We start from the raw sequence: 15,542 nt of genomic DNA, 5'->3' as shown, positions 1-15,542 counted from the left end.
GAGGCTCTGCTGATCTGCGGCTCCGCCGCGAGGGCGCGCGGGGGAACGGCAGCAGCACGGGACGGCCGGCGCAAGTGGTCACCCCGGGGGCGCGAGGCTCTGCTGATCTGCGGCTCCGCCGCGAGGGCGCGCGGGGGAACGGCAGCAGCACGGGACGGCCGGCGCAAGTGGTCACCCCGGGGGCGCGAGGAACTGCGCGAGTACGGAAGGCGGACCAGCGCTGGATCGGGGCAGGCGAGCCAGTTGCACGTGCTGCCGTTCCCCCGCGCGCAGTTCCCCGCGCCCCCGGGATTACCTGGGACGAGGCACTGTCAGGCGGACGGTGAGCCCCGTGGGGTCGACGGGGGTGAAGTCGAGGGAGCCGCCGCCGGCCAGGAGGAGGGTGCGGGCGATGGAGAGGCCGAGGCCGGAGCCGTCGACGTTCTGGTGGCGGGGGCTGCGCCAGAAGCGGTCGCCGATGCGGGCGAGCTCCTCCTCGGTGAGGCCGGGGCCTGCGTCGGAGACGGTGAGGGTGAGTTCGCGCTTGTCCTGTTCGAGGCCGAGGCGGACCGCCTCGCCGCCGGGCGTGAACTTGAGGGCGTTGTCGAGGACGGCGTCCAACGCGCTGCCGAGGCCGATCGGGTCCGCCAGCCCGACCGCCGTGGCGGGGCCCTCCCAGGCGAGGCGGATGCCGCGCTGGTCGGCGACCGGCCGCCAGGCGTCGATGCGGGCCAGGACGAGGGCGGTGAGGTCGACCCGCTCCGGTTCGGGGCGGGCGTGCTCGGCGGTGGCGAGGCCGAGCAGGTCGTCGAGGACGCGGGCCAGCCGGGTGCCCTCCTCGCGGACGGCGCCGAGCTCCTCCTCGTGGCCCTCGGGCAGCTCCAGGCCGAGGAGTTCGACCCGGAGCAGCAACGCGGCCAGCGGGTTGCGCAGTTGGTGGGAGGCGTCCGCGACGAAGGCCCGCTGCTGGTCGAGGGCGAGCAGCACGTTGTCCGCCATGTCGTTGAACGAGCGGGCCAGGCGCCGGAGTTCGGGCGGGCCGGAGCTGGGGGCGACCCGGGCGTTCATCCGTCCGGTGGCGATGTCGTGGGTGGCCCGGTCGAGGGTGCGCACGGGGCGCAGCACCCAGCGGGTGAGCCGGACGGCGAGCAGGACGGCGGCGACCATGGCGAGGGCCTCGCCGGCGCCGAGCCAGAGCCAGCGGTCCAGCACCCGGGAGCGGAGTTCGCCGGTGGGCGACTCGGTGATGACCACGGCGATGACGTCGCCGTCGCGGACCACCGGGGCGGCCACCGTGATGGTGCGCTCCGGGGTCCAGGGCCAGACCTGCGGCGGGTTCTTGCTGCGGCGGCCGTCCACCGCGTCCTGGAAGGCCCGGGCTCCGGGGCCGCCCTCGGGGACCTGCCAGCCGGCCGGGGCGACCGCGACGGCGCTGCCGTCGCGGTGGAAGACGCCGGCCCGGATGCCGTACAGCTCGTGGTAGCGCTGGACCTCGGCGGCCAGCGAGCGCAGCCGTCCGGTGTCGCCGTCCTCGGGGACGGCGGAGCCCTTGACGGCGGTGCCGGCCGGGGGCAGGCCCTGGGTGGGGAGCTGCTGGGCGAAGCGGGCGGCGTCGTCCATCCGGTCGACCACCACCAGGCTCTGCTCGGCGGCGGCCTTGGCGGCGGCCAGCGGGACCCCGAGGGCGGCCAGGACGGCGGCCATCAGGGAGAGCAGGATGCCGAGCAGGCGGGTGCGCACGGGGGTTCAGCTCTCCCGGGCGGGGGCTGACGGACCGTCGGAGGCCGGCTGCTCGGGCATCAGGCGGTAGCCGACCCCGCGCACCGCCTCGACCAGTCCGGGCAGCGCGAGCTTGGTGCGCAGCGAGCCGATGTGCACCTCGAGGGTGCGGCCGTTGCCCTCCCAGCCGGAGCGCCAGACCTCGCTGAAGATCTGCTCCCGCCGGTAGACCACGCCGGGGCTCTGGGCGAGCAGCGCCAGCAGGTCGAACTCCTTGCGGGTGAGCGGGACGTCGCGCCCGTGCACGCTGACCCGGCGGCGCTCGCGGTCGATCAGCACGCCGCGGGCCTCCAGCGGGCCGGGCTGGTCGACGGGCTCGGAGGGTTCGGCGGCCTGGCCGCGGCGGGCCACCGCGTGGATGCGGGCGAGCAGTTCGCCCATGTCGTAGGGCTTGGTGACGTAGTCGTCGGCGCCCAGGTTGAGGCCGTGGATGCGGGAGCGGATGTCGGCCCGGGCGGTCACCATGATCACCGGGACGCTGCTGTGGGCGCGGATCCGGCTGCACACCTCGAAGCCGTCCCGGTCGGGCAGGCCGAGGTCGAGCAGCACCACCCGGTACGGCTCGTTCCCGTCCGGCACCAGGGCGTCCAGCGCCTCGTGCCCGCTGCGGGCGTGCCGGACCTGGAAGCCGTGCCGGCCCAGCACCGCGACCAGGGCAGCGGCCACCCGGTCGTCGTCCTCGACGAGCAGCAGTCGCATGCGGGCCTCCCTCCGGTCCGGCTGTCACGCCTCTTCTGCGTGGGGTACCTGCGGAGTATCGTCCAGTCCGCCCGTTCTGTCACGGCCCGGCCGGCGCATGCCCCGGCGGCACTGCGACGGGTGACCGGGCGTGGCCGGATCGTGATGCTCAAGTTCCGCTCAGATCCGCTGACGTGACAATGTCAGCCGCCCTAGGGTCAGCCGGACCGGGGGCTGAGAGCTCCGCCGGCGACCAGCCCCCGGTACCAGTGCACGGACCCAAGCACCGCCCACGAGGGAGCCAGGCTCGATGACCGAGAACGCCGTGAGTGACTCCGCAGCCGCTCCCCTGGTGGTGCTGAGCGGTGTGAACAAGCACTTCGGCGCCCTGCACGTGCTCCAGGACATCGACCTGGAGATCAAGCAGGGCGAGGTGGTCGTGCTCATCGGCCCGTCCGGCTCCGGCAAGTCGACCCTCTGCCGCACCATCAACCGGCTGGAGACCATCGACTCGGGCGCCATCACCGTCGACGGGCAGCCGCTGCCGGCCGAGGGCCGCCAGCTGGCCAAGCTCCGTGCCGAGGTGGGCATGGTGTTCCAGTCCTTCAACCTCTTCGCGCACAAGACCGTGCTGGAGAACGTGGTGCTCGGCCAGGTGAAGGTGCGCAAGGTCGCGCGCCCCGAGGCCGAGAAGACCGCGCGGGCCCTGCTGGAGCGGGTCGGCCTGGCCGCGCACGCGGACAAGTTCCCGGCCCAGCTCTCCGGCGGCCAGCAGCAGCGCGTGGCGATCGCCCGCGCGCTGGCCATGAAGCCCAAGGTGATGCTCTTCGACGAGCCGACCTCGGCGCTGGACCCGGAGATGGTGAACGAGGTGCTCGAGGTCATGCGCGGCCTCGCGGCCGAGGGCATGACCATGGTCGTGGTCACCCACGAGATGGGCTTCGCCCGCTCCGCCGCCAACCGCGTGCTCTTCATGGCCGACGGCCGGATCGTCGAGGAGAACACCCCGGAGGCGTTCTTCACCGCGCCCCGCAGCGACCGGGCCAAGGACTTCCTTTCGAAGATCCTGCACCACTGACGCCCCGGCTGACCTACCGTCAGTCCCTGTCATGCCCAGAACTTCCCCGGCCCGGCTCCACCGTGCCCCCGATCGAGGAGACAGCTCCCGCATGAGGACCCGTCGTACCATCGCCGCCGCCCTGTCCGTGCTCGCGCTGACCGCCGTCGCCGCCTGCGGCAAGGAGGCCCCGAAGGCCGAAGACTCCGCGGCCAAGCTCCCCACCTACACGGTGAAGACCGACGCCAAGGTCGAGGGCTCGAAGGTCTTCGAGGAGGCCAAGAAGCGCGGCAAGCTGATCGTCGGCGCCAAGTCCGACCAGCCCTTCCTCGGCTTCGAGAACGTCACCACCAAGACCCGTGACGGCTTCGACATCGAGATCGCCAAGATGATCGCGGCCGACCTGGGCTTCGGCCCGGACAAGATCGAGTTCAAGACGATCGTCTCGGCCAACCGCGAGACCGCCCTCCAGGGCAGCCAGATCGACTACTACGTCGGCACCTACACCATCAACGCCGGCCGCAAGGAGAAGGTCGCCTTCGCGGGCCCGTACTACGTGGCCGGCCAGGACCTGCTGGTGAAGAAGGACAACACCGCGATCACCGGTCCCGAGTCCGTCGCGGGCAAGAAGGTCTGCTCGGCCACCGGTTCCACCTCGGTGAAGCAGATCAAGACGTACAACCCGGGCGAGACCATCGAGTACGAGACCTACGCCCAGTGCGTGGACAAGCTGCTCACCGACGAGGTCGACGCGGTCACCACCGACGACGCGATCCTCAAGGGCTTCGCGGCCAAGAACGCCGGCAAGCTCAAGGTCGTCGGCAAGCCGTTCTCCAAGGAGCCGTACGGCATCGGCGTCCAGAAGGAGGACCCGGCGTTCCAGCAGGCCGTCATCGCCGCGCTGAAGGCGCACGAGGACAACGGCGACTGGAAGAAGGCCTACGACGCCACCCTCGGTCTCTCGGGCTCCCCCGCCCCGGAGATCCCGGCGCTCACCAACTGACCCGTCTGGTAACGAAAGGAGGGCCGCCGGCATGGGCATACTCTTCGAGGACGGCAATTTCGAGCTGTTCCGGAACGGGTTCCTGCAGACGGTCGAACTCAGCGCGCTGAGCGCCCTGTTCGCCCTGCTGCTGGGTGTCCTGCTGGCGGCCTTCCGGGTCTCCCCGGTCCCGGTGCTGCGAGTCTTCGGCACCGTCTGGGTGAACATCTTCCGGAACACCCCGCTGACCGTCCTGTTCTTCGCGGTGGTCTTCGGACTCCCGCGCCTGGACGTGCACTTCGACCACTTCACCTTCGCGGTGATCGCACTCTCCGCCTACACCGCCTCGTTCGTCTGCGAGGTGATCCGGTCCGGCATCAACACCGTGCCGGTCGGGCAGGCGGAGGCGGCCCGCAGCCTCGGGATGACGTTCGGTCAGACCCTGACCCAGATCGTGCTGCCGCAGGCCGGGCGGACCGTGCTCGGCCCGCTCAGCAGCGTCTTCATCGCGCTCCCCCGCAACTCGGCGGTGGCCGGCGCGTTCAGCGTCCCCGAGCTGTTCAACTTCCAGGCCACGCTGACCGACAAGGGCGCCTCGATCCTGGCCATCTTCTTCTGGGTCGCGCTCGCCTACCTGTTCATCAGCGCCTGTGTCGCCCTGTTCTTCAAGTTCCTGGAATCCCGTCTGGCGGTGGCCCGTTGAGCGCCAAGAGCAGCGTCCTCTACGACGTCCCCGGGCCCCGGGCCCGGATCCGCAACCACGCCCTGAGCGTGGTTGCCGGCCTCGCCCTGCTGGGTGGCCTCTGGTACGTGTTCACCAGCCTGGACGACGCGGGCCAGTTCTCCGCCGAGATGTGGGACGTGTTCGCCTACAAGAACACGCAGGAGACCATCCTCACCGCGCTGCTGGACACCCTGAAGGCCTTCGCCACCGCCGCGGTGCTCTCGCTGGTGTTCGGCGCCCTGCTGGCGATCGGCCGGCTCTCCGACCACAAGCCGGTGCGCGCCGTCTGCACCGCGGTGGTGCAGTTCTTCCGCGCGATGCCGCTGCTGATCATGATCTTCGGGCTCTACGTGGCGGTCTTCACCGCCACCCCGTTCTGGGCCCTGGTGACCGGTCTGACTCTGTACAACGGCGCCGTCCAGGCCGAGATCATCCGCTCCGGCATGAACGCGGTGCCGCGCGGCCAGAGCGAGGCCGGCTACGCGCTCGGCCTGCGCAAGACCCAGGTCATGACGGTGATCCTCACCCCGCAGGCGATCCGGGCCATGCTGCCCGCGATCATCGGGCAGCTGGTGGTCACCCTCAAGGACACCTCGCTCGGGTACGTGATCACCTACCCCGAGCTGCTTTACGTCGGCAAGACGATCGCCGCCACCTGGGTCACCCCGGACGGCTACCCCTACATCCCGGTTGCCATCGTGATCGGCGTGATCTACATCCTCTGCTGCCTCCTGCTGACGGCGCTCGCCAAGTGGCTGGAGGGCTGGAGCCGCCGCGGCGCGAACCGGCGCACAACGTCCGCTGCTTGACGGACACGCAGGTGATCTGTTGCATTGCTCTTCGTGACACCACCCGGGACCCCTGACGCTCCGTCGGCCGCCGCTGCCCCAGCTCGGACCGACCGGTCCGAGGAGGTCCCGTCGTGGATCCGGTGATCATCGTCGGGGCCGGGCCGGTCGGCCTGGCCCTGGCGCTCGCGCTCGCCCGGCACGAGGTGCCGTCCATCGTCCTGGACGAGGGCGCCGGGGTCTGCTCCGAGGGCCCGCGCAGCGTGGTGCTCACCCAGCAGACCACCGGCTTCCTGACCCGGCTCGGCTACCAGCGGGCCGGGTCCGACGCCGTGTACTGGGACGCCTTCACCGTCTACCGGCGCCGCACCGAGGTGCTCCGGCTCCCGCTCACCGGGATCAGCCACCTCCCCCAGCACCGCCTGCACCGCGGCCTGCGGGACGCGGCCACCGCCACCCCGCTGATCCAGCTCACCCCGCACACCCGGCTGGTCGAGCTGGAGCAGGACGGGGACGGCGTCTCGGTCCGCACCCAGCACGTCCAGAACGGCACCTCCACCTGGTGGCGCGGCAGCCACCTGGTCGGCTGCGACGGGGCCCGCTCGGCCGTCCGCAAGCTGCTCAAGGTCCGCTTCCCCGGCCGCCCCGCGGTGGACCGGCACGCCGTCGCCACCCTCCGGGTGGACCTGCCCTTCCCCGGCGAGGCCCGGCTGCACCGCGAGCCGCCGTGGCGCGGCGACCGCGAGGCCTCCGCCCGCCCGCTCCCCGACGGCCTCTGGCGGCTGGACTGGCGGCTGCCGCCCGGCCGGCCGGCCCCCGAGACCCCGGTCGACCCGCACGCCACCTGGCCCGGCATCGTCACCGGCGACACCCTGCTGGCCCGGGTCCGCTCCACCCTGACCGGCTGGTGCGGCGAGCTCCCGAAGTTCGAGCTGCTGGCCGCCGCCGACCACACCGCCCAGCAGCGCCTGGCCGCCCGCTTCCGGGTCGGCCGCTGCTTCCTGGCCGGGGACGCGGCCCACCTGCACGGCGCGCTCGGCATGCAGAACCTCGCCGACGGCCTGCGGGACGTGGACAACCTCTCCTGGCGGCTCGCCCTGGCCTGGCACCTGCACTCCGCGGCCGGCGACGCCGAGTCCAGCCTGCTGGACGGGTACGAGACCGAGCGGCGCGGCGCGGTCGGCGCCCGGCTGCGCGCGGTGGACCAGTCGATGCCGCTGCTGCGGCCGCTGCGCGGCTGGGCCCAGACCAGGCGCTCGCTGCTGACCGGCTCCTTCCGCAAGCACGCCCCGCTGCTGACCGACGGCCAGCTCGGCACCGGACGCTTCGGCGGCGCCCCTGCCTACCCCGAGGCGCCCTCCGGCGTCCCGGGCCGGGTGCCGCCGCAGCGCGGCCCCAAGGGCACCGCGCTCACCGAGCAGCTCCCGCCGACCGCCCCCGGGGTGCTGGTCCCCGACCTCCCGGTGATCACCACCGAGGGCGCCCCCGACCACCTGCACGCCCGGCTCGGCGGCGGCTTCCTGCTGCTGCTGGTCGCCCCCGGTGCCACCGTCTGGTCCTCCCGGCACTGGCTCTCGGCCGGCCTGATGCCCCGGCTGACCGCGCTGGCCGCCTCGCTGCCGATCCCCGCCGAGGTGCTGGTCACCGACCAGTACCCGGCCGCCGACCCGCACACCGTGCTGCTGATCCGCCCCGACGGCCACGTGGTCGGCACCACCCACGGCGCCGAGCCGGACGCCCTGCACGCCCTCGCCCAGCACGCCCGCGGCGGCCCGGCCCCGATCACCAGCCCGGACCTGACCGGCTCCTGACGACGGGTCACTGGTCCCGGCGGCGCACCGCCAGGACGGTCACCACGACCGAGCCGGCCGCCCAGCAGGCGAACGTCAGCCAGGCGCCGCCCGGGGTGCCCGGGTAGGGCTGGTGGGCCAGCACGTCGGGGCGCTCGGCCAGGGTGGTCCAGGCCCGGTACGGGGTGGCGTTGCCGAGCAGGGCGGTCCAGTACCGGCGGGTGCTCAGGAAGACCGGTGCCACCAGCAGCAGGAGGGTGGTGGCGGTGACCGCCGAGGCCCCGTGCCGGAGCAGCGCGCCGACCGCCATCCCGGCCAGCGCGGAGACCGGCGCCAGCAGCGCCGAGGCCAGCAGCAGCCGGAGCGCGCCGGGGTGGTCGAGCATCACGGCGGCGTCGTAGCGGGCGAACTGTGCCTGGGTCAGCCAGAACGAGACCGCCGCCAGCAGCACCCCGAAGACCGAGGTGACGGCCGCCAGCACCAGCGCCTTGGCCGCCATCACCGAGCCGCGGGCGGGCACCGCGACGAAGGTGGTGCGGATCAGGCCGGTGCCGTACTCGCCGGTGACCGCGACCGCGCCGAACGCGCCCAGGGCGATCATCAGCACCGTCGCGCCGTTCCCGGTGAAGGCCGACAGCAGGGCCATCCCGTCCGCGACGAAGTCCGCGCGGTCGGCGGGCGCGTGTTCGCCCCAGTAGCGGACCTGGTCCCAGGCGGTGCCGACGTTCAGTCCGAGCACGGCCAGCGCGGTCAGCAGCAAGGTCCCGGTGGTGGAGCGCAGCGACCAGAGCTTGATCCACTCGGCGGCGACCAGGTCGGCGAGGCGGGCCCGGGGTTCGGTGGTGAGGGCCCGGGGTTCGGCGGTGAGGGCGGCGGTGGTCATCGGATGCTCCCGGCGTGGTCGGAGGTGAGGTCCATGAAGGCCTGTTCGAGCGAGGCGGTGCGCGGGCTGAGCTCGTGCAGCGGCAGGTGGTGACGGTGCGCCAGTTCGCCGATCTCGGCGGCGGCCAGGCCGCCGACGGTGAGCAGCTCGCCGTCGGTCCGCACCTGCGCGCCCCGCTCGGCCAGCAGCGCGGCCAGCTCGGCGTGGCCCGGGGTGCGGACGGTGACGGTGGCGCCGCCCCGGGCGGCGAAGGCGGTCAGGCTCTCGGCGGCGATCAGCTCGCCCCGGCCGATCACCACCAACTCGTCGGCGGTGTGCTCCATCTCGGTCATCAGGTGGCTGGAGACGAAGACCGTGCGGCCCTCGGCGGCCAGGCGCCGGAACAGCCCGCGCACCCAGCGCACGCCCTCCGGGTCGAGCCCGTTCAGCGGCTCGTCGAAGAGCAGCACCGGCGGGTCGCCGAGCAGCGCGCCGGCGATGCCCAGGCGTTGGCGCATGCCGAGCGAGTACCCGCCGATCCGGCGGCGGGCCGCGTCGGCGAGGCCGACCTCGGCCAGCACCTCCTCCACCCGGGAGCGCGGGATGCGGTTGCTCCGGGCCAGCGCCGTCAGGTGGGCCCGGCCGCTGCGGCCGCCGTGCACCTCGCTCGCGTCCAGCAGCGCGCCGACCTGCCGCAGCCCGCGCGGCCGGTCCCGGAACGGGCGGCCGTCGATCAGCACCGAGCCGCTGGTGGGGGCGTGCAGGCCGAGCACCATCCGCAGGGTGGTGCTCTTGCCGGAGCCGTTCGGCCCCAGGAAGCCCGTCACCCGGCCCGGACGGACGGTGAAGGTGAGTCCGTGCACGGCGGTCGTGGATCCGTAACGCTTCGTCAGTTCGTTGACCTCGATCATGGCTTCGAGCCTGCCGGGCGGGCCCGGGGCCGGGCGTCGGCCGGGCGGGGGCACCTGCGGGCGGCGGGTGTCCTCCACGGGTGTACGACCACGGGCCGATGACCGGGCCGTCCATGATCGCTAGCATCGGCGCCATGCGGATACCCCTGCTCGGGCGGTTCAGCCCGGCCACCTGGACGGTGCTCGCCTGGTGTGCGGGCACCCTGCTCACCGTGCTGTTCCGGGTGCGCCTCCCCGGCGAGTACGAATCGGCGATCGGCCCAGGGGTCGTCTTCCTGCGGTGGGACGGCGTCCTCTGGCACGCCGTGGCCGGTCTCGTCACCGCGTTCGGCGCACGGCGGCTGACCACCCGTCCGGCCCGCGGGCTGGGCTGGGTGCTGGCCGGGGCGGTCATCGGCGCGACCCCGCTCGGCGTGACGGAGCTCCCGCTCCAGCAGTACCTGGCGGTGGACGTGGCGGTCTACTTCCTGGCCACGGCCCTGCCCCGGCGCCGCTCGCTGGGGGCCCTCGGCGCGGCGCTCGGCCTGCTGGTCGCGTACCTCGGCGTCCGGCTGGTCTGCGGGTGGACGGCCGGGATCTCCACCGAACTCCCGGTCGCCCTGCTGGTGGTGATCGCCTGGCTGCTCGGCAGCTCCGAGCGGCGGAGCAGGGAGCACCACGAGGAGACCCGGACCCGGGCCACCGAACAGGCCGTCACCGACGAGCGGCTGCGGATCGCCCGCGAGCTGCACGACATGGTGGCCCACAGCCTGGGTGTGATCGCCCTCCAGGCGGGCGCCGCCAAGCGGGTGATCGACCGTCGGCCGGAGGCCGCCCGGGAGGCCCTGGGCACCATCGAGACCACCGGACGGGAGACCCTGGCCGGGCTGCGCCGGATGCTGGTCGCGCTGCGCACCGAGGAGCCGCTCGCGCCCGACCTCGGGGTGGCCGACCTGTTCCGGCTGGCCGAGTCCACCACCGCCGCCGGCCTCCGGGTGGAGCTGCGGCGCACCGGCGAAGCCGTACCGCTACCGCCGGAGGTCGACGTCTCCGCCTACCGGATCGTGCAGGAGTCGCTGACCAACGTGCTCAAGCACGCCCGCACCGACCACTGCCTGGTGACGGTCGATCAGCTCCCGGACGCCCTGCTGCTGGAGGTCACCGACCACGGGGCCGGGCCCGGCTCCGGTCCGACCGGCTTCGGGCTGGTCGGCATGCGCGAGCGGGTCGCCCTGCTGCACGGCGAGTTCACGGCCGGACCGCTGCCCGGCGGCGGCTTCCGGGTCACCGTCCGTCTCCCCCTCTCCGACTCCCTCCTGGAAGGAGCCCGATGACCGTCCGGGTCCTGCTCGCCGACGACCAGCCGCTGGTCCGCGCCGCGCTGAAGATGGTGATCACCGACGCCCCCGACCTGGAGCTGGCCGGGGAGGCCGGGAACGGCGCCGAGGCCGTCGCGCTGGCCGCCGAGCTGCGGCCCGACGTGGTGGTGATGGACCTGCGGATGCCGGTGCTGGACGGCATCGAGGCCACCCGGCGGATCACCTCGGGGGCGGCCGGCCCGCAGGTGGTCGTGCTGACCACCTTCGACGAGGACGAGAACGTGCACGGCGCGCTGCGGGCCGGCGCCTCCGGCTTCCTGGTCAAGGACATGGCGCTGGACGAGATCCTGTCCGCCGTCCGGGTGGTGGCGGGCGGCGAGGCACTGCTCGCCCCCTCCGTCACCCGCCGCCTGATCACCGAGTTCACCGCCCGCCCGGGCAGCGCCGCCCGGCGCGAGCTGACCGGCATCACCGACCGCGAGCGCGAGGTGCTCACCCTGGTCGGCCGGGGCCTGTCCAACGCGGAGATCTCCGAGCAGCTGGTGATCAGCCCCGCCACCACCAAGACCTACCTCAGCCGTCTGCTCGCCAAGCTCGACGCCCGCGACCGGGTCCGGCTGGTGATCCTGGCGTACGAGGCGGGCCTGGTCGGCGTCTGACCGGTCCGGCTGGTGGCCGTCCCGGACTCAGACCGGGACGGCCACCAGCCGGGTGCCGTCGCTGGTGCGGACCTCGAAGTGGTCGATCTGGCCGGAGGGCAGGCCCACCCCGCCGTGGGTGATCAGGCTGTCCGGCTGGCCCGGCAGCCCGTAGCCGGCCGGCGGGACGGCCCAGCTGGTGACGGTCTGCTGCTCGCCGGACCGGCCCACCGCGATCAGCGAGCAGCTCAGCGGCCCCCGCACTCCCGCCAGTTGGAGCGCGACGTGGGTGCCCCACTTGCGGTCCTCCAGCGCGACGGTGGCGACCGCCCCGGTCGACGCGTCGGTGGCCGAGTGGCGGACCCCGTGGTCCATCAACTCCTGGGCCGGGCTGGTGGAGCGGGCCACCGGACGGGCCTCCTCCGAGCCGCCGAGCGAGGCGCCGATCAGCGGCCCGCCGATCAGCACCGCCACGGCCGCCGCCACCAGGAACAGCCTCCTGGTGCGCGCCGCCCGCCGGCCGGCCGTGACCTCGGCGGTCAGCCGTTCCAGCAGCCGGCCGTCGTCGGCCGTCGGCACGGCGGGGCCGACGGCCTCCGCGTACTCCGCCAGCAGCGGTTCCAGCCCGGAGAGTTCGTCCGCCTCGGCGGTGCACCGGGCACACCCCGCCAGATGCGTGGCGAACTGCGCCATCTCCTCCGGTTCGAGCAGCCCGAGGACGTAGGCACCCACGTCGAGGTGCTGCTCCTGCGGGGACGTCACGATGTCACCCCTCGTTCCTCGAGAGCGTTCTTGAGCGATTTCAGCGCGTAGAAGACCCGGGACCTGACGGTGCCCGCCGGGATCCCGAGCTCGACGGCCGCCTCGTTGACGGTACGCCCCTTCAGGTAGGTCTCGACGATCACCTGCCGGTGCGGCTCGGTCAACGCGTCCAGGGCGTCGGAGATGGCCATCAGTCGCAGCGCGCGCTCCAGTTCGTCCTCGGCCGGCATCACGTCGAGCACCGCGTCGCCGACCTCGGACGGCCGGGCGAGGCGGCTGCGGTGGCCGTCGATGACGATCCGGCGGGCCACCGTCACCAGCCAGGGGCGCAACGAGTCGGCGGCCGGGTCGAGCCGGTGCAGGTTGCGCCAGGCCCGGACCAGCGTCTCCTGCACCACGTCCTCGGCCCGGTGCCGGTCGCCGCCGACCAGCCGGAGCACGAAGCTCATCAGGGCGGCGGCGTGCCGCTCGTGCAGGGCCCGGACCAACTCCTCGTCACGGTCCGGCGGTTGGGCCGCCGGCCGGTGGGGCGGGCCGGAGGCCGTCCGATCGCGCCGCATGCGCCCCTCCTCCTCGCGCAGCACCAGGGTCGGCGGGGTCATCAGTAGCCGCCGCCACCGCCGGACGTGGCGGCCGCCTTCTTCCCGTCCGGGGCGGCCGCGAACCAGGTGCCGCCGACGCCCTGACCGTTGGTCTCGCCCGGCGCCTTGTCCCCGGCGAAGCGGTACAGCGGCCAGCCGCCCAGGGTGAGTTGCTGCGTGCCGTCCGCCCGGGTCACCGTACCGACCAGGGCCCTGTCCACTCCCTGGAGGGTGCCCTGCGCGTTGACCGGCACCGGCGGCCACTTGGCCGCGCAGTCGCCGTCGCAGTTCGAGGCCGAGGGCTTGGCGGTGTCCTTGTCGAAGCGGTACAGCGTGTAGCCCAGGCCGTCCAGCACGGTCGGCCCGAAGCCGGCCGGGCGACCGACGGCCAGCGAGCCCTTGAGCACCGCCTTGTCCGCGGCGGGGGGCGCGGTGGTGGCCGCAGCCGTGGGCGCGGCGGCGGGTGCGGCTCCGGACGTGCCCTCCGAACCGCAGGCGGTGAGCAGCAGCAGGCCGGCCACGGCCGGAGCGGCGAGCAGGGCGGTGCGGCGAATCGTGCGCATGAGTGGTCTCCCCCACGGAGTCCGACGGGTGGTCACCCATCAGTACGGAGGGGAGCCGGGGAACACTCAAAGGCGGCCTGTGATTTTTCCGACGCGGCCCCCGGCCGCTACCGCGCCACCTCCACCGCCCGGGTCTCGCGGATCACCGTGACCCGGACCTGGCCGGGGAGGCTGACCTCCTCGGTGATCCGCTTGGCGATCTCCCGGGCCAGCACCTGGGCCGCGATGTCGTCCACCTGCTCCGGCTGGACCAGCACCCGGACCTCCCGGCCCGCCTGCATCGCATAGGCCTTGGTGACCCCGGGCTGGGCCACCGCGATCTCCTCCAGCCGGGCCAGCCGCCGGACGTAGTTCTCCGCCGACTCCTTGCGGGCGCCCGGCCGGCCGCCGGAGCAGGCGTCGGCGGCCTGCACCAGTACCGCCTCGACGGTCTGCGGGTCCACCTCGCCGTGGTGGGCGGCGATCGCGTGCACCACCTCGGCCTGCTCGCCCCAGCGGCGTGCGTAGTCGGCCCCGGCCAGGGCGTGGCTTCCGACCGCGTCCGAGGAGAGCGCCTTGCCGATGTCGTGCAGCAGCGCGGCCCGCCGCACCAGCGCCGCGTCCGCCCCCACCTCGGCCGCCAGCACCGCGCCCACCCGGGCCGACTCCACCAGGTGCGCCAGCACGTTCTGTCCATAGGAGGTGCGGTAGCGCAGCTGGCCCAGGGTGCGGACCAACTCCGGCTCCATCTCGCCGACCTGGGCCGCCAGCAGGGCGTCCTCCCCGGCCCGCACGCAGAGCCGCTCCACCTCGCGCAGGCTGCGGGCGTGCACCGCCTCGATCCTGGCGGGCTGGATCCGGCCGTCCGAGACCAGGGTCTCCAGGGTGAGCCGGGCGGCCTCCCGGCGGACCGGGTCGAAGCTGGAGAGCTGGACCACGCCCGGGGTCTCGTCCACCAGCAGGTTGACCCCGGTGACGGCCTCGAAGGCGCGGATGTTGCGCCCCTCCTTGCCGATGATCCGGCCCTTCAAGTCCTCGGCCGGGAGCCGGAAGACCGAGAGCACCGTCTCCGCCGTCTGCTCGCTCGCCACCCGCTGCACGGCGTTCGCGACGATGTCCCTGGCCAGGTCCTCGCCGTCCCGCCGGGCCGCGCGCTCGATCTCCCGGACGGTCACCGCGGCCTCCCGGCGGGCCGCCGCCTCGGCCACCCGCAGCACCTCGGCCCTGGCCTCCTCGGCCGTCAGCCCCGCCAGCCGCTCCAGCTCACGGCGCTGCTCGCCCTCACGCTCGGCCACCGCCGCCTCGCGCGCCGCCAACTCCGCCCGACGACTGCCGAGTTCCGCCTCGACCAGCCCGACCGCGCCGACCGCCCGCCGCTCGGTGCCGCGCATCCACCGGAACGCCAGCAGCAGCAGCGCCAACAGCAGAACCCCGAGGCACCCCGTCACGATCCACATAGGGTCCGCTCCCGTCCCGCTCAACCGCATTTCTGTGAGGCTAAGCGGGGGTCACGAAACGGTCAAGATACGCTCTCGAACCGACAGGCCCGGAAGCTGACGTTCTGTCACGTCGGCAGCTGGGACGCGGGCGGGACGGGTTCGGTTCCCCGAGGCCGCTCCGCCACCGACGGCCGGTCCGGTCAGTGCCCGCCCGCCTCCCACAGGTGGTCGAACCTCCCGGCCAGCAGGGCGTCCCGCAGCGCGCGCAGCTCCTGCGGTTCGACCAGCAGCACCTGGTGCCGGTCCGCGACGTTCGCCACCGCGATGCGGCACGCACCGGCCCGCGCCAGCACGAAGCCGGCCACGTCGCCGTGCTCGTCCACCGGCGCGGTGGCCTCCCACGGCAGACCGGGGTGGTCGACGGGGTAGTACTCGACCTCGCTCACCTCCGCCGCCCCCGCTCAGCCGCGCTCGGCGGTCCAGGCCCGGAACCCGCCCGGCTGGTCGTCCGGCGGGATCAGCTCGACCGGGTGGAGCGTGCGCTCAACCCCGCCGCGCAAGGGGCGGACGTAGACCTCCCCGGCCAGGAAGTCCATCACCCGCACCGCCTCGCGGGTGGCGCGGAGGTAGGCGGTCTGCCCCGGCTCGGGCGTCCATGCGCCGCCGTTCTGACGCTCGCTCATGGTTTGGTGGCTCCCCTTCGATCGGTCTCCGGCTTTCCACCCTCAGACT

The 15,542-nt window shown here is 73.7% G+C and carries 17 protein-coding genes; 7 read left to right on the top strand and 10 right to left on the bottom strand.

All coding sequences use genetic code 11. The features are described 5' to 3' along the window. Nucleotides 1–291 precede the first annotated feature (291 nt). Both ACWCYY_RS27835 and ACWCYY_RS27830 read right to left on the bottom strand, forming a co-directional pair. Nucleotides 292–1,719: a sensor histidine kinase gene (locus ACWCYY_RS27835; RefSeq protein ID WP_345288824.1), complete on the bottom strand. Its 1,428-nt coding sequence runs from the start codon at nt 1,717–1,719 to the stop codon at nt 292–294. A gap of 6 nt (nt 1,720–1,725) precedes the next feature. Beyond that, the gene (locus ACWCYY_RS27830) at nt 1,726–2,457 is read right to left on the bottom strand and encodes a response regulator transcription factor (protein WP_345288823.1); all 732 of its coding nucleotides are present in this window, start codon (nt 2,455–2,457) and stop codon (nt 1,726–1,728) included. Between the two features lie 289 nt (nt 2,458–2,746). Here ACWCYY_RS27830 and ACWCYY_RS27825 point away from each other — a divergent pair, with 289 nt between their 5' ends. From ACWCYY_RS27825 to ACWCYY_RS27805, 5 genes are all read left to right on the top strand, one after another. Then, entirely contained in the window at nt 2,747–3,514 is a 768-nt protein-coding gene (locus tag ACWCYY_RS27825) for an amino acid ABC transporter ATP-binding protein (RefSeq protein WP_380149841.1), read from the top strand. A 91-nt stretch (nt 3,515–3,605) separates the two neighbouring features. Beyond that, nucleotides 3,606–4,496: a glutamate ABC transporter substrate-binding protein gene (locus ACWCYY_RS27820; RefSeq protein WP_345288822.1), complete on the top strand. Its 891-nt coding sequence runs from the start codon at nt 3,606–3,608 to the stop codon at nt 4,494–4,496. A gap of 31 nt (nt 4,497–4,527) precedes the next feature. Beyond that, nucleotides 4,528–5,178 carry an amino acid ABC transporter permease gene (locus ACWCYY_RS27815; protein ID WP_345288821.1) on the top strand — a complete coding sequence of 217 codons (651 nt, stop codon included), beginning with the start codon at nt 4,528–4,530 and terminating at the stop codon, nt 5,176–5,178. Next, nucleotides 5,175–6,008, top strand: a complete 834-nt coding sequence (locus ACWCYY_RS27810) for an amino acid ABC transporter permease (protein ID WP_345288820.1) — start codon at nt 5,175–5,177, stop codon at nt 6,006–6,008. Before ACWCYY_RS27815 ends, ACWCYY_RS27810 begins: the two co-directional genes overlap by 4 nt. Before the next feature lie 113 nt (nt 6,009–6,121). Next, on the top strand, nt 6,122–7,798 hold the full coding sequence (locus ACWCYY_RS27805; RefSeq protein WP_449797588.1) for an FAD-dependent monooxygenase: 1,677 nt from the start codon (nt 6,122–6,124) through the stop codon (nt 7,796–7,798). Nucleotides 7,799–7,805: 7 nt separating this feature from the next. On the opposite strand, the gene ACWCYY_RS27800 is transcribed toward ACWCYY_RS27805, so the two are convergent. Both ACWCYY_RS27800 and ACWCYY_RS27795 read right to left on the bottom strand, forming a co-directional pair. Beyond that, the gene (locus ACWCYY_RS27800) at nt 7,806–8,660 is read right to left on the bottom strand and encodes an ABC transporter permease (protein WP_449797587.1); all 855 of its coding nucleotides are present in this window, start codon (nt 8,658–8,660) and stop codon (nt 7,806–7,808) included. Continuing rightward, complete coding sequence (locus ACWCYY_RS27795) at nt 8,657–9,550, bottom strand: ABC transporter ATP-binding protein (protein WP_345288817.1); 894 nt, start codon at nt 9,548–9,550, stop codon at nt 8,657–8,659. Before ACWCYY_RS27795 ends, ACWCYY_RS27800 begins: the two co-directional genes overlap by 4 nt. A gap of 134 nt (nt 9,551–9,684) precedes the next feature. Here ACWCYY_RS27795 and ACWCYY_RS27790 point away from each other — a divergent pair, with 134 nt between their 5' ends. Together ACWCYY_RS27790 and ACWCYY_RS27785 are read left to right on the top strand one after the other, a co-directional pair. Beyond that, the gene (locus ACWCYY_RS27790) at nt 9,685–10,863 is read left to right on the top strand and encodes a sensor histidine kinase (protein WP_380149839.1); all 1,179 of its coding nucleotides are present in this window, start codon (nt 9,685–9,687) and stop codon (nt 10,861–10,863) included. Then, nucleotides 10,860–11,507: a response regulator gene (locus ACWCYY_RS27785; RefSeq protein ID WP_449797586.1), complete on the top strand. Its 648-nt coding sequence runs from the start codon at nt 10,860–10,862 to the stop codon at nt 11,505–11,507. Before ACWCYY_RS27790 ends, ACWCYY_RS27785 begins: the two co-directional genes overlap by 4 nt. Nucleotides 11,508–11,534: 27 nt before the next feature. Here the strand turns inward: ACWCYY_RS27785 and ACWCYY_RS27780 are convergent, their stop codons facing one another. From ACWCYY_RS27780 to ACWCYY_RS27755, 6 genes are all read right to left on the bottom strand, one after another. Beyond that, nucleotides 11,535–12,248 (bottom strand): anti-sigma factor family protein, encoded by a 714-nt coding sequence (locus tag ACWCYY_RS27780; protein ID WP_449797585.1) that lies wholly within the window; start codon nt 12,246–12,248, stop codon nt 11,535–11,537. After that, nucleotides 12,245–12,808 carry a sigma-70 family RNA polymerase sigma factor gene (locus ACWCYY_RS27775; protein WP_345288841.1) on the bottom strand — a complete coding sequence of 188 codons (564 nt, stop codon included), beginning with the start codon at nt 12,806–12,808 and terminating at the stop codon, nt 12,245–12,247. The genes ACWCYY_RS27780 and ACWCYY_RS27775 overlap by 4 nt, the downstream gene beginning before the upstream one ends. A 41-nt stretch (nt 12,809–12,849) precedes the next feature. Continuing rightward, a complete protein-coding gene (locus ACWCYY_RS27770) occupies nt 12,850–13,392 on the bottom strand; it encodes a hypothetical protein (protein WP_345288813.1) in 543 nt (180 codons plus the stop codon). Between the two features lie 107 nt (nt 13,393–13,499). Further along, nucleotides 13,500–14,828 (bottom strand): ribonuclease Y, encoded by a 1,329-nt coding sequence (gene rny / locus ACWCYY_RS27765; protein ID WP_345288812.1) that lies wholly within the window; start codon nt 14,826–14,828, stop codon nt 13,500–13,502. A 182-nt stretch (nt 14,829–15,010) separates the two neighbouring features. Then, nucleotides 15,011–15,256, bottom strand: a complete 246-nt coding sequence (locus tag ACWCYY_RS27760; protein ID WP_449797584.1) for a hypothetical protein — start codon at nt 15,254–15,256, stop codon at nt 15,011–15,013. 15 nt (nt 15,257–15,271) lie between these two features. After that, entirely contained in the window at nt 15,272–15,493 is a 222-nt protein-coding gene (locus ACWCYY_RS27755; protein ID WP_345288810.1) for a hypothetical protein, read from the bottom strand. Nucleotides 15,494–15,542 lie beyond the last annotated feature (49 nt).

It is taken from the genome of Kitasatospora sp. NPDC001664, from assembly GCF_053596675.1.
Note: the sequence above shows the minus strand (reverse complement) of the source record. Positions and strands in the feature narration are given on the sequence as shown.